At 33.8% G+C, this 12,547-nt stretch carries 13 protein-coding genes; 4 read left to right on the plus strand and 9 right to left on the minus strand.

Annotated features, from left to right (window positions below; genetic code table 11):
* Positions 1–24: 24 nt before the first annotated feature.
* The 5 genes from lepA to OH814_RS09630 form a co-directional block, all read right to left on the minus strand.
* On the minus strand, positions 25–1,821 hold the full coding sequence (gene lepA / locus OH814_RS09610; protein WP_308828007.1) for a translation elongation factor 4: 1,797 nt from the start codon (positions 1,819–1,821) through the stop codon (positions 25–27).
* Positions 1,822–1,965: 144 nt separating this feature from the next.
* The gene (locus tag OH814_RS09615; RefSeq protein ID WP_308828008.1) at positions 1,966–2,955 is read right to left on the minus strand and encodes a hypothetical protein; all 990 of its coding nucleotides are present in this window, start codon (positions 2,953–2,955) and stop codon (positions 1,966–1,968) included.
* Positions 2,956–3,076: 121 nt separating this feature from the next.
* A complete protein-coding gene (locus OH814_RS09620; protein ID WP_279196392.1) occupies positions 3,077–3,589 on the minus strand; it encodes a hypothetical protein in 513 nt (170 codons plus the stop codon).
* 7 nt (positions 3,590–3,596) lie between these two features.
* On the minus strand, positions 3,597–4,220 hold the full coding sequence (locus tag OH814_RS09625; protein ID WP_279196391.1) for a hypothetical protein: 624 nt from the start codon (positions 4,218–4,220) through the stop codon (positions 3,597–3,599).
* A gap of 18 nt (positions 4,221–4,238) precedes the next feature.
* On the minus strand, positions 4,239–4,790 hold the full coding sequence (locus tag OH814_RS09630) for an RNA polymerase sigma factor (protein WP_115620769.1): 552 nt from the start codon (positions 4,788–4,790) through the stop codon (positions 4,239–4,241).
* Positions 4,791–4,957: 167 nt separating this feature from the next.
* On the opposite strand from OH814_RS09630, the gene OH814_RS09635 reads away from it, so the two are divergent.
* The 4 genes from OH814_RS09635 to OH814_RS09650 all read left to right on the plus strand — a co-directional run bounded on the left by OH814_RS09635 (position 4,958) and on the right by OH814_RS09650 (position 9,533).
* Positions 4,958–5,707, plus strand: coding sequence for a DUF2520 domain-containing protein (locus OH814_RS09635; protein WP_308828009.1), 750 nt, complete (start codon positions 4,958–4,960; stop codon positions 5,705–5,707).
* Positions 5,697–6,215 (plus strand): HAD family hydrolase, encoded by a 519-nt coding sequence (locus OH814_RS09640; RefSeq protein WP_076561393.1) that lies wholly within the window; start codon positions 5,697–5,699, stop codon positions 6,213–6,215. Before OH814_RS09635 ends, OH814_RS09640 begins: the two co-directional genes overlap by 11 nt.
* A gap of 99 nt (positions 6,216–6,314) precedes the next feature.
* Complete coding sequence (locus OH814_RS09645; RefSeq protein WP_308828010.1) at positions 6,315–6,884, plus strand: Maf family nucleotide pyrophosphatase; 570 nt, start codon at positions 6,315–6,317, stop codon at positions 6,882–6,884.
* Positions 6,885–6,959: 75 nt separating this feature from the next.
* Complete coding sequence (locus OH814_RS09650; protein WP_308828011.1) at positions 6,960–9,533, plus strand: tetratricopeptide repeat protein; 2,574 nt, start codon at positions 6,960–6,962, stop codon at positions 9,531–9,533.
* Between the two features lie 13 nt (positions 9,534–9,546).
* Here OH814_RS09650 and tsaB read toward each other — a convergent pair whose 3' ends face one another.
* Genes tsaB through OH814_RS09670 form a run of 4 tightly spaced genes read right to left on the minus strand, consistent with a single transcriptional unit; the run spans position 9,547 to position 12,498 of the window.
* The gene (gene tsaB, locus OH814_RS09655) at positions 9,547–10,230 is read right to left on the minus strand and encodes a tRNA (adenosine(37)-N6)-threonylcarbamoyltransferase complex dimerization subunit type 1 TsaB (RefSeq protein ID WP_308828012.1); all 684 of its coding nucleotides are present in this window, start codon (positions 10,228–10,230) and stop codon (positions 9,547–9,549) included.
* Between the two features lie 20 nt (positions 10,231–10,250).
* Positions 10,251–11,261 (minus strand): virulence RhuM family protein, encoded by a 1,011-nt coding sequence (locus OH814_RS09660; protein ID WP_308828013.1) that lies wholly within the window; start codon positions 11,259–11,261, stop codon positions 10,251–10,253.
* Between the two features lie 22 nt (positions 11,262–11,283).
* Positions 11,284–11,715: a hypothetical protein gene (locus OH814_RS09665; RefSeq protein WP_308828014.1), complete on the minus strand. Its 432-nt coding sequence runs from the start codon at positions 11,713–11,715 to the stop codon at positions 11,284–11,286.
* A 30-nt stretch (positions 11,716–11,745) separates the two neighbouring features.
* Complete coding sequence (locus OH814_RS09670; protein ID WP_308828015.1) at positions 11,746–12,498, minus strand: SDR family NAD(P)-dependent oxidoreductase; 753 nt, start codon at positions 12,496–12,498, stop codon at positions 11,746–11,748.
* Positions 12,499–12,547: the final 49 nt, after the last annotated feature.

The raw sequence follows: 12,547 nt of genomic DNA on the forward strand, positions 1-12,547 counted from the left end.
TTTTTACTTGGCTCTTTTAACTTCCTAGTCATTCAGTTTCAAAACTGCCATAAATGCTGATTGCGGAACTTCTACTCTACCAATTTGCTTCATCTTTTTCTTACCTTCTTTCTGCTTTTCAAGAAGTTTTCTTTTTCTTGAAATATCTCCACCGTAACATTTTGCGGTAACGTCTTTTCTTAAAGCTTTAATGGTTTCTCTTGCAATAACTTTCGCTCCCAAAGCAGCCTGAACAGCAATATCAAACTGTTGTCTCGGAATCAGTTCACGCAATTTTTCACACATCTTTTTACCGATGTAATAAGCATTCGAATCGTGAATTAATGAAGATAAAGCATCTACCATATCCCCGTTGATCAGGATATCCATTTTTACCAGCTTAGAAGAACGCATTCCGATTGGTGAGTAATCGAAAGATGCATATCCTTTAGAAATAGATTTTAAACGATCATAAAAGTCGAAAACAACCTCTGCCAAAGGCATATTGAAAGTCAATTCTACTCTGTCTGCAGTCAAATAACTTTGGTTAACAATTTCACCTCTTTTCTCAATACACAAAGTCATTACAGCTCCAACGAAATCAGATTTTGTAATGATAGAAGCTTTAATATAAGGCTCTTCTACTCTATCTAAAAGATTGGGATCAATCATTTCAGACGGGTTGTTGATTAAAATTGTAGTTTCAGGATCTTTTTTAGAATATCCGTGATACGAAACGTTGGGAACTGTCGTAATCACGTTCATATCAAACTCTCTTTCCAAACGTTCCTGAATGATCTCCATGTGAAGCATTCCCAAGAATCCGCATCGGAAACCGAAACCAAGAGCTGCTGAACTTTCAGGCTCGAAAACCAAAGAAGCGTCATTTAGTCTTAATTTCTCCAATGAGAATCTCAATTCTTCAAAATCTTCAGATTCGATAGGATAAATACCGGCAAAAACCATTGGTTTTACTTCTTCAAAACCGTCAATCGGAGCTTCGGCAGGATTCACAAAAGAGGTAATCGTATCACCAACCTTTACTTCACGGGCATCTTTAATTCCGGAAATAATATAGCCTACATCACCACATTCGATTGTTTTCTTCGGAAGCTGTTTAAGTTTCAATGTTCCAACTTCATCAGCCCCGTATTCTTTTCCTGTAGCAAAAAATTTAATTTTCTCGTTTTTAGAAATACTTCCGTTGACTACTTTGAAATAAGCTTCAATTCCTCTGAAAGGATTGTAAACTGAATCAAAGATCAATGCCTGAAGCGGCGCATTTGGGTCTCCAACCGGAGCAGGAATTCTTGCAACAATCTGTTCAAGCAAATCATGAACACCTTCACCTGTTTTTCCTGAAACACGAAGAACATCTTCATATTTACAACCGATCAGTCCCATAATTTCGTCGGTAACTTCTTCAGGGTTCGCAGACGGAAGATCTATTTTATTTAGAATCGGAATAATTTCCAAATCATTTTCTAGAGCCAGATACAAATTACTAATCGTTTGTGCCTGAATACTTTGCGCTGCATCTACAATAAGAAGCGCACCTTCACAAGCTGCAATCGAACGCGAAACTTCGTAAGAAAAATCTACGTGTCCCGGTGTATCAATAAGATTTAAGATATATTTTTCGCCATTAAGCTCATAATCCATCTGGATGGCGTGAGATTTTATCGTAATCCCACGTTCTTTCTCCAAATCCATATCATCAAGCGTCTGAGATTGTAATTCTCTTTGAGTCACTGTATTGGTATACTCCAAAAGACGGTCTGCCAAAGTAGATTTACCGTGGTCAATATGGGCGATTATGCAAAAATTTCGTATGTTTTTCATTTAAGAACTATGTAATTTGCAAAGATAACAATTTGAAGGAAATTTATCATTCTTAATTTTACAGGGAGAAAATTAATTTTATAAGACTGTTTTCGAAAGAAGAAAAGTTATTTTAAAATCTCAAATAACCTGAAACAACAATATTTAATCAAAAATATACTCTCCCTTTAAAGAATCTATATAGATTTTTTGCATCTTCGAATATTGAGAGTCTTTTGAATCAATTGCACCAGCAACTGCTCCACCCACAACTCCACCAATAAGACTTCCGGCAATCATACCTTCACTTACCTGCGTTGATAATGCGTTTTTGGAAGAGATTACAAAAAAGCCCTTTTCATCTTTTTTCATTTCAAGAAAACCAACCGGAGTTAAACGAAATGCTGTTCCGTTTTCAACATATCCGAAAAGCCTTTCCACAACAGGCCAATTTTTAGCATTAATAAATCCTATTGCAGTTCCTTTCTTATTTTTATTTACTGCATATTCTTTGCTGGGTTCCTGCTTTAAAAAAGATATAAAATCAGGGTAAACACCTTCAGAAAGAGTTTCGCTATTTAATGATTTTATCTGTTTTAAAATTATTTCTTCATAATTTTTCAGTTCGTTTTCATTTAAAGCAACATCTATCGTCGGATTAGAATAGGTTTCATTAATAATTTTACTTAAAACAAAACTCAGTTTATTGGCCGTAAGTTTAGGAATATGCACATCATATTTAGGCTGAAAAGAAAAATTGTCGGAAAGTCTGCTCACGAAATAATATTTATCGCCTTTCTTAACGAAACTGGACAACTTAACATCAAGCTTTCCTAACGTATATCTTTCAGTAGGTTCGTCGTAAGCTTTCAGAGTTTCAATGCGCAGTATAAAATCGGTATTTCCTAATTTTTTATTATCTGATAAAAACCATTCCTGAACAGCGTTTTCCATTTGATTATCTTTAAACTGAATTTCAAATGGTACATTTTGATGCGAGACTGATCCTATTTTTGGATCTTCCCGGTCATCAATAATGGTTAACGATTTCGCAGATTTACTCTTATCTTTTATATTTTGGGTAAGCTGTACCAACTGTATTTTCTGTGCAGAAATTATTATTGAAAATAGTAAAAGAAAAAAAGTTTTGATCATCATTAAGTTTTTTTCAAAATTATAAATAAGATTTCAATTCTAAATTAATATTAACCAATTTAAAATTAAACGACCCTTGCAATAAATTGCAAGAGTCGTCCAACATTAAAAAAATAAACTATTATGGAGTTTGCTTCGATTCTGAAGAATTCTTTTTTCCGCCGTGAGGTTTTCTTTCATTCATTTTATCTCTCATCATTCCCTCAGACTGAAAAAGCTTCAAGACTTTTTGACAAGGAATCACAGTCTGCATCTTCTCAGCATACTTTTTTCTGTTGTCGAATAATTTTTGCCCAACATCAAAACTTTGCTGAAGCTTTACTTTTGCTTCATCTTCAGAAAGTTTTTCGGGATCAAAATTTGAATCGAACTGACTTTTTATCTTTTTCTGATTGTCTAAATATTCGTTGTACATCGCAGTAAACTCTGCTTTATCTTGTGGTGCAACGTCAAGCATATCAACAACCATATTATTTCTGAATTGTGTAAGAAGTGCTTTTCTTTCATCTGGAGAAAGATTGTTTATTACTTCTTTTCTCTGATCGGGATTCATTTTCTTCCAATCATACTCTTTGATTTGTGCATTCAGCCCAAAACTTGAGATAACAAAAAGTGTAAATAATATTTTTTTCATCTTTCTTCTAATTATATAAGTCTAAATAAACATCCTGACTAGAATTGTTTGCCAATTCTGCTATTTCCGAATTGGGAAGCGACTCTAAATATTCATTCATATGTACTTCATTAGCAGTTTTTACTGCTTTTTTATTTTGTTTTTCCGAATTTTTATTAACAACCTGCGAAACTATAGGCTTTATATCAACCTGTCTTTCAGTTCTTTGATTAGTATTTTCTACCGAAGTTAAATCTGAAGTTAGAGTTTCGTAGGCCAATTCGCTTTCTTTTTTAGGAGATGTTCTGTTATCTGCATAACCAGTCACCGGATCTCCGTTTACTGAAGAATCTGAATTTGATTGATATACAAATGTCGCTCCGAAAATCAGAGCCAAAGACGCTGCTGCTGCATATCCCCAATTTAATTTGAAAATCGGAGCTTTCTTATCCGCTTTTATTTCACTCAACACTCTGTCCTGAATGTTTTCAAACATCTTTTCAGGAACTTTGTAAATGTTTTTGCGTTCCAGTTTTTCTAGATCAAAATCTTTCACTTGGCTCAACACTTTATCCTGAATGCTTTCAAACATATTGTCAGGCATTTTATAAATGTTTTTGCGTTCTAATTTTTCTAGATCAAAATCTTTCATGTCGTTGGTTCTCAAAAATTATCTCTCGTAATTCTCTTTGATATATTCTTCTATTTTTTGTTTGGCATAATGATAATTTGTTTTTAATGTTCCTACTGACATATCAACAATTTTTGATATTTCTTCGTAAGGCAAATCATCATAATACCGCATCATAAATACCAGTTTCTGCTTTTCGGGCAGGCTTTGTATGGCTCGTTGCAAAAAGATTTGGATTTCTTCAGCATCACTGTGTGTATTATCGGCAACCAGATTCTGCATATAATATTCAGGATCTTCATCGGTTTTCTGCATTCGCTTCAGCTTATTGATTTGCTGTAATGCTTCATTCGTTGCAATTCTATACAGCCAGGTATATAATTGACTGTCATTTTTGAACTGATGAAAATTCTGATATGCTTTTATAAATGTCTCCTGCAAAGTGTCCTGAGCAAGATCTCCATCTACAATAATTCGTCTGATATGCCAATATAATCTACTCTGATAAGCATCCATCAACACCCGAAGACCTTTTTCAAGCGTTCGTGGGTTTTGCATCAGCGCAATAATCTCTGCGTCTTTAATCTTCATAAGATGCTTTCATTGTTTTGGATTACAAAAATATCTAAAAGTTAAATTACTTATTCAATTTTTAGTCCAATATATTAACTTTTAAAATTTATAGCAATAAATATTATTCTAAAATATTCACTTTTTTCAGCTTTCTTTTCAAAACTAAAAACTCTTATCTTTGTTTTATGCAAACAGTCATTATCGGCTCCGGGAATGTTGCCTATCATTTGGCAAAAGCCTTCATTCAAAATGGTATTTCTTTAGCCCAGATCTTTGGTAGAAATGAAAAAGAACTTCAGAAAATTTCTTCAGAATTAAATATTTCTTATTCAACTGAAAACCTGCAAGACGCAGATTTATATATTATTTGTGTAAGTGATAATTCTGTAGAAGATGTGTCTAAAATTATTGCCAAAAAAGATTGTTTGGTTGCCCATACTTCAGGATCGCTTCCTAAAGAAATTTTGATAGGAGAGTACAGAAAATCAAGCTTTTACCCTTTGCAGACTTTTTCTAAAACTAAAAATTTAGATTATAAAAAAATTCCGTTTTTCATTGAAACAGAAAATGAAGAAGATCAAAGAATTTTAACTGATTTAGCTTCAAAAATTTCAGACAATGTAATGGAAAGTACTCATGAAAAAAGAAAATATATTCATCTGACTGCAGTTTTTGCCTGCAATTTTGTGAATCATCTTTTTGCAAGAGCTAAAGAAATTTCGGATGCACAGGAAATTCCTTTTGATTATTTTTTGCCGCTAATTAACGAAACCGTTCAGAAAATTTCTGAAATAGAGCCCAAATCAGCGCAAACCGGACCTGCTGTCAGAAATGACCAAAGAATTCTGGAATTACATGAGCAGTTATTAAAAGATGAGAGTCTTGAAATTTATAAAACAATGAATCATTCTATTAAAACAATGTATGAGCTATAAAGAGAAATTAAAAGATATAAAAGCATTTGTATTTGATGTAGATGGCGTGTTTACTGACGGAAGCGTTTATCTGATGCCGGGAGGAAACATGAGCCGTGTGATGAATGTTCTGGATGGATATGCTGTTGTAAAAGCATTAAAAAATGATTATCTGATCGGCGTTATTACAGGCGGAAATGATGAAATGGTAAGACACAGAATCAGTTATTTAGGCATTCAGGATTACTATGCAAAATCTCATGACAAAATGGTAGATTTTGAAGACTTTAAGGCTAAATATAATCTTAAAAATGAAGAAATTCTAACGATGGGGGATGACATTCCAGACTTTCATATCATGCAGAATTCTGCAATTGCGACTTGTCCTGAAAATGCCGTTCCCGAAATAAAAGGAATTGCAGATTATATTTCTCAAATAAAAGGCGGAAGCGGAGCAGTACGTGATGTCATTGAGCAGGTGATGAAAGTTCAGGGAAAATGGCATGATGATAATACGCAATCCGTATAAGAAGATGAGAGAAAATAGATAAAAGACTTATAATCAAATATATTTTCTCATTACATAAAATATCATTTACATTAATCGTTTATTATTTATAAAATACTGATGAAAATACTTTTAGCATCACAATCTCCGAGAAGGAAAGAATTACTGTCAAGTTTAGGTTTTGATTTTGAGGTCGTGAAAATTGATTGTGAAGAAATTTTACCAGACCATATAAAAATAGAAGACGCTGCAGCTTATTTATCTGAATTAAAAGCAAATGCATTCGGAAACATTCAAAATAATGAAGTTTTGTTGACCGCAGATACGGTCGTTGCCAATGAAAATCAGTTTCTTGGGAAGCCAAAAGATGAAACCGAGGCAAAAAAGATGCTTCAGTCATTATCAGGAAAAACTCATCAGGTGTATACCGGAATTACCATTAAAACTTCAGATAAAAGCATCACAGAGACTGATGTTGCCGATGTAGAATTTGATGAAATTTCAGATGAGGAAATTGATTTTTATATCAAAAAATATAAACCATTCGACAAAGCAGGGGCGTACGGAATACAAGAATGGCTTGGAATGGCAAAAATCAAAAAAATAAACGGAAGTTTTTATACCATTATGGGGCTTCCTACTCATTTAGTTTATAAAATATTACAAGAATTATCACCGTTTTCAAAATAAGATTTTTATTATTATTTTTACAAAATCACCAAACTGCTGATAATAAAAAGTAAATTAGCGAGTTATATTGAAATAATGAAAAAAAATATAGTCTTTCTTTTAGCAGCGATTATCGTTGTTTCCTGTGGCACGAAAGTGAAAAAACCGGAAGCAAGATCAAAGTTTTTAAAAGGATTTTCAACATATTACAATACTCTGTTTAATGCAAAAGATGCCTTAAACAGTGAGTTTACAGAGAGAGACAAAGCTCATAAAGATAATTTTTATGCGCCATATATTCCTATACTAACGTACGAGGAGCAACCGTTGGGAAGTGATTTGGGACAATCTTCAGCTTTTGCGGAAAATTCTATGAAAATGGCGGAGGTAAACCGACCGCAACAAAATGCAAGAAACGCTCCCGGAATGCCATCAAATGGTCCCGGAATGCCTGGAATGCCCGGAAATACGTCTCAAGATCCTAATAATCCGGAAGGAAATAAAGGAGCATCCGTGTTAGAAATTGCAGAAGCTAAGGCTTTAAAAGCAATTAATAAATATTCTGTCATCAGAAAAGGAGAGGAGCAAAATAAAACTATTTTTGATGCCTACATAATTCTAGCTCAATCTAGAATTTATCAGGGAAAAGCGATCAAAGCTTTGGATGCCTTAAACTATGTTTTCACTCACATGAAAGAAGACAAAAGACTTCCATTAGCCCATATTTACGAAGCTTTGGCCTATTCACAAATTAAAAATTATCATAAATCTGACGAAATTTTCAATAAGCTCAGAAATGAAAAATTGAGCAAAGATCATGATAAACTTTTGAGTATTTATTATGCTGAATCACTTTTGGATGCAGGTAAAAAAGAAGAATCTATAAAAGAATTAGACCGTGCTTTTGAACTGAACGGAAACAGAAAACTAAAAAGCAGAATTGCCTTTTTGAGAGGACAAATCTTACAGGAAACAGGAAAACAGGATCTGGCGAGAGAAAGCTTTTTAGCCGCCTATAAATATGCCAATGATTTTGAATTTGAAGTGAAATCGCAGATCGAAATTGCAAAAACATTCAACGGAAAAGGAAATTATGAAGGCGCAAAAGATTATCTCGAAAAAATAAGTAAAAAAGGGACTTACGGGTCACGAAAGAATGAATTCTATTACGCTTTAGGGCTAATGGCTAATAAAGCCGGTAAGAAAAAAGAAGCGCAGGAGTTTTTCAGAAAATCATTGCTTGAAAAAGTTTCTGACGGACAGGTGAGAGGTTTGGCTTATTATGAGATCGGTAAAGATTATCTTGACAAAAATGATTACATCGGCGCAGGAGCTTATTATGATTCTGCATTGGTTTCTATGACGTATGAACCTTCGAGAATTTTGCTGCAGGATCAGTCTAGTTACATTAAAAAAATCTCAAAAAACTATTATTTAATTAAGAGAAATGACAGTGTCCTTTCTTTGGCAAAAATGTCTGATGCGCAAAAGACAGATTATTTTGCAAAATATATTGAGAAACTAAAAATTAAAGAAGAAAAAGAAGAGCAGGAAAGGAGACGTGCAGAGAGAAGCAAAGGTTTTGATACCGGAGATTACAATGCCAATTCTCTTTTTGCTAACAGTTCAAATTCCTTCGAAGATTTTGGGGTTTCGGCGAAAGGTTTTTACTTCGGTAATACAGGTACAGTAAGCAAAGGTACATCAACGTTTAAGCAAGTTTGGGGCGATCGTGCTTTGGTCGACAACTGGCGTTATTCTAAAAAAATGACGTCTCTGGAAGACATGAAAAATGAAGCTTTAGGAGTGACTTCAGTGCCAAATCCGAGACGTTTTGAGCCTTCATTTTATATAGAGCAAATTCCTTCAGATGCCGGAAAATTATCTCAGTTGAAAAAAGATAGAGACACCGCTTCATTGGGACTTGGGGTAATGTATCAGAATTATTTTACCAATACACCTTTAGCAACAAAAACGCTTTATGATTTGGTAGATGTAAAACCGGAAGAGAAAGTGATGCTTCAGGCTTTATATGAAATTTTCGCAATGAATTATGAGAAAAATCCACAAATTGCAGCCAGAGCAAAACAGATTTTACTGACCGATTATCCTTATACTTCCTATGCAGAATTCGCAAGAAATCCTAAAAATAATAATTTTGTAAAATCTTCTGAAGAGGTTGAAAACGAATACAAAATGGCCTTTACATTGTATGAATCTGAAAAATTTGCAGAAAGTCAGGGCAAAATAGAGCAGGTGGTTCTCAAATATCCTAAAGATGCTTTAGTCCCAAAACTTAATCTTTTAAATGCTTTCAATGCCGGAAAAACTGGTGGAAAAGAAGTGATGATTCTACAGCTTGAACAAATCGTGTTGAATTACGCCAAAACTCCTGAAGGAATTAAAGCTAAAGAAATGCTGAATTATCTGAAAAGTGATATTGCCTTCCAGGCAACCGACAATAAAGGAAATAAGATGCCAGATAATCCTTTTAACGGACCGGGACAGCCAAGTAATATTCAATCTCAAAATAGTAATATTGCCCCGAATAATACGGTTAATCAGATGAACAATAACCCACCAAAGAATAACAATATTCTGAAAAAACCAGGGAATAACACGATGCAAAAGCTTCAGGCTCCGGTTGAAGCAAAACCAATGACTAAATAAAAAAAAGCGAAGATTATTCTTCGCTTTTACTTTTTTTCTTTACTCCGTGAAAATCTTTCAGATAAAAAGGCTCGAAATAAGCAATGTCTTCAAAATCTTCATTCTTTATCTTTTCTAAAGTTTTCTTTATCAAATACTGAGCAGAAGGGTATATGTCTGTATTGAATTCTGCGTTTGGCAGCTGCAATATTTCTTTTGCCTTTAATGCTCCGTCGCCCACGAAAAGTACTTTTTTGTCTTTCAGTTCTTCAAAAGAAGTTTCATCTAAAATTTTAGCTTCGGTAGGAATAAGCTCTTCCCCCGAAATACCATCGTAAACAGCGGTATAAACCTCCATTCGTCTTGCATCGACTAAAGGGATAATCATTTCATAGTTTTGCCCTAAAAACGGCATTATCATGCTTTCCATAGAATTGACGGCGATCAGGGGAATTTTCAGTCCGTAACAAAAGCCTTTTGCTGAAGCAGCACCGATTCTCAAACCGGTATAAGAACCCGGACCTGTTCCTAAAGAAACCGCTTCAATATCTTTCATTGATAAGTTGGCACCTTCCAAAGCCCATTCTACGAAAGTGTGAAGACTTTCTGACTGCTTGTAATTTTCTGAAACTTCTTCTGTAGAACAAAGCAGTTTTTCACCATCTGAAATGGCTACCGAACAGTTCTTTGAGGAAGTTTCGAGATATAATATTTTCATTTTCAAATTATTTATAAGTTTTATAACTTATCTTTTTTACCTAATTTTTTAATTTCCTTATCAAAATCAGAAATTATTTTCTGAGTCTTATTGAAAGTTTCATATTCAGAAACTGCTTTTTTATCAGCTGCAATTTTCGCAATTTTTCCTTTTCCTTCCAAGATTTTATACTCGTTAAACTCTAAAAATCTATTGACACTTTTGGCCAAAGATTCCATTGTAAAAGTATTTTCTCTCTCAATTAAACCTTCGATATAATCAAAGTAACCTGTAACAGTTCTTTCCAATTGTTGAATTTCTTTTTCAGATAGATAATTTTTGGCAACAATAACATCAGATTTTAAAATTCTTCCGTGTGGAGAATATTTCCAATTCGTCAGACCCATATTCTCTTCTCTACTGTCGACATTTTGATAAATAATTTCTGCCGCAGTTTTACCGGTTATCGCAAAATGAAATTTATTCTGAACTATTGCATAAAAATTCTTTGTGATGTCTGAATTTCTATCATAATCAATACTGCATTCAGCAAAAATATCTGTGATTTGCTGATAAACTCTTCTCTCACTTGCCCGAATAGAGCGAATTCTCTGAAGAAGTTCTTTAAAATAATCTTTACCAAATACATTTTGTCCTTGCTTCAGTCGTTCATCATCAATTACAAAACCTTTGATAATAAACTCTTTCAAAGTTTGGGTCGCCCAAATTCTAAATTGTGTTGCTTTTGATGAATTTACACGATAACCGACTGAAATAATAGCATCTAGATTGTAGTATTCTACGTTTCTCCTAACGCTTCGATTCCCTTCTTGCTGAACTGTTTCCAAAATGGAAATAGTTGAATTTTCAATAAGTTCTCCTTCCTCAAATATATTTGAAAGATGTTTGCTTATTGCAGGTACATTTACACCAAACAAAGTAGCCATAGCTTTTTGCGTAAGCCAAAGTGTCTCGTTCTGCAAAAAAACATCAACCCTAACTTTTTCATTAGGTGTATTGTAAATTAAAAAATTTTGAATTTCTTCGTCCATTGTGTTGATATTCTGTGCAAATTTATGGCTTTATTTCCACACTTTGCCGGCTCCACAATTTCCAGGCAGATTTCTTTTTAAGCCAGATTTCAAGTAAAGCCAGTTTCATTTCAAAATCCTGATTTTTGTAAAGACCTGTAACTTTTACACTTCTTCGAATGCTTACCGTATTTTTAAACTGTTTTAATTCTGAAATTTCAAGTTGTGTGATTTCTTTATAACTGACTTTTTTTGATGTAAAATCTTTCTTAAAATCATTCAGATTTTGAATCCAGCTATTGGAATGTCCGAATGAAACGTCTGAACAAAACAAATCAACAATTTGAACATCATTTTTCATCATCAAAGAATCAAGCTTTTTTACTTGTAATAAAACAGCTTTCTCATCTTTTGAATACTTTTGAGAAAATCCAAAAACAAAGCAAAACAGAAATATTGAAAGAAGAATTTTCATTTTCAAATTCTCAAATTAATCAATTTTTAATTATCCTTTTCTATAAATCGTTCTCGGCTCACTCTGTGCGCTTGGATAGATCGTCATATCAGAAACCGTTACGTGTTGCGGAGCATTGATACAGTAGGCAATTGCATCAGCAATATCTTCAGCTTTTAAAGCCTCGTAACCTGCATAAACTGTTGCTGCTCTTTCCTGATCACCTTTAAATCTAATTAAAGAAAAATCAGTTTCTACAGCACCAGGCTGAATATTCGTTACCCTGATTCCGAATTCTGTAAGTTCGATTCTCATTCCTTCAGAAATAACATCGACTGCTTTTTTGGTAGCACAATACACAACCCCATTTGCATAGGTTTGTCTCGCTGCAACCGAACTGATATTAATGATCTGTCCGGAATTTCTTTCCTTCATCATCGGAATAAGCGTTTTAGAAACGTATAAAAGACCTTTTACATTACCATCAATCATAGAATCCCAATCGTCTGTACTTCCTGCTGAAAGAGGCTCTAAACCATGTGCATTTCCGGCGTTATTAATTAATACATCTACCTTTTTCCATTCTTCCGGAAGCGATTCGATGGCAGTTTCAACTTCTTGAAGATTTCTAACATCAAATTTTAAACTAAAAACTTCTGTTAAAGCCGATAATTCTGTCTTTACAGATTCCAGAACTTCTGGCCGTCTTCCACAGATAATGATTCTGTTTCCTTGTTTTGCTAAAAGTTCAGCGGTAGATTTTCCTATTCCGGAAGTCGCTCCGGTGATGAGTATTGTTTTCATAAAAAAATTTCATTTTTTGAATGTAGCAATGTATCAATGTACCAGTGTA

It is taken from the genome of Chryseobacterium sp. CFS15 (genome assembly GCF_031118795.1).
Taxonomy (GTDB): Bacteria; Bacteroidota; Bacteroidia; order Flavobacteriales; family Weeksellaceae; genus Chryseobacterium; species Chryseobacterium indoltheticum.

Bases quoted from the DNA above. Each gene is read 5' to 3' on its own strand.
- OH814_RS09615 (WP_308828008.1), bottom strand. From the start codon at position 2,955: ATGATCAAAACTTTTTTTCTTTTACTATTTTCAATAATAATTTCTGCA.
- OH814_RS09620 (WP_279196392.1), bottom strand. From the start codon at position 3,589: ATGAAAAAAATATTATTTACACTTTTTGTTATCTCAAGTTTTGGGCTG.
- lepA (WP_308828007.1), bottom strand. From the start codon at position 1,821: ATGAAAAACATACGAAATTTTTGCATAATCGCCCATATTGACCACGGT.
- tsaB (WP_308828012.1), bottom strand. From the start codon at position 10,230: ATGAAAATATTATATCTCGAAACTTCCTCAAAGAACTGTTCGGTAGCC.
- OH814_RS09640 (WP_076561393.1), top strand. From the start codon at position 5,697: ATGAGCTATAAAGAGAAATTAAAAGATATAAAAGCATTTGTATTTGAT.
- OH814_RS09635 (WP_308828009.1), top strand. From the start codon at position 4,958: ATGCAAACAGTCATTATCGGCTCCGGGAATGTTGCCTATCATTTGGCA.
- OH814_RS09630 (WP_115620769.1), bottom strand. From the start codon at position 4,790: ATGAAGATTAAAGACGCAGAGATTATTGCGCTGATGCAAAACCCACGA.
- OH814_RS09650 (WP_308828011.1), top strand. From the start codon at position 6,960: ATGAAAAAAAATATAGTCTTTCTTTTAGCAGCGATTATCGTTGTTTCC.
- OH814_RS09665 (WP_308828014.1), bottom strand. From the start codon at position 11,715: ATGAAAATTCTTCTTTCAATATTTCTGTTTTGCTTTGTTTTTGGATTT.
- OH814_RS09660 (WP_308828013.1), bottom strand. From the start codon at position 11,261: ATGGACGAAGAAATTCAAAATTTTTTAATTTACAATACACCTAATGAA.
- OH814_RS09645 (WP_308828010.1), top strand. From the start codon at position 6,315: ATGAAAATACTTTTAGCATCACAATCTCCGAGAAGGAAAGAATTACTG.
- OH814_RS09670 (WP_308828015.1), bottom strand. From the start codon at position 12,498: ATGAAAACAATACTCATCACCGGAGCGACTTCCGGAATAGGAAAATCT.
- OH814_RS09625 (WP_279196391.1), bottom strand. From the start codon at position 4,220: ATGAAAGATTTTGATCTAGAAAAATTAGAACGCAAAAACATTTATAAA.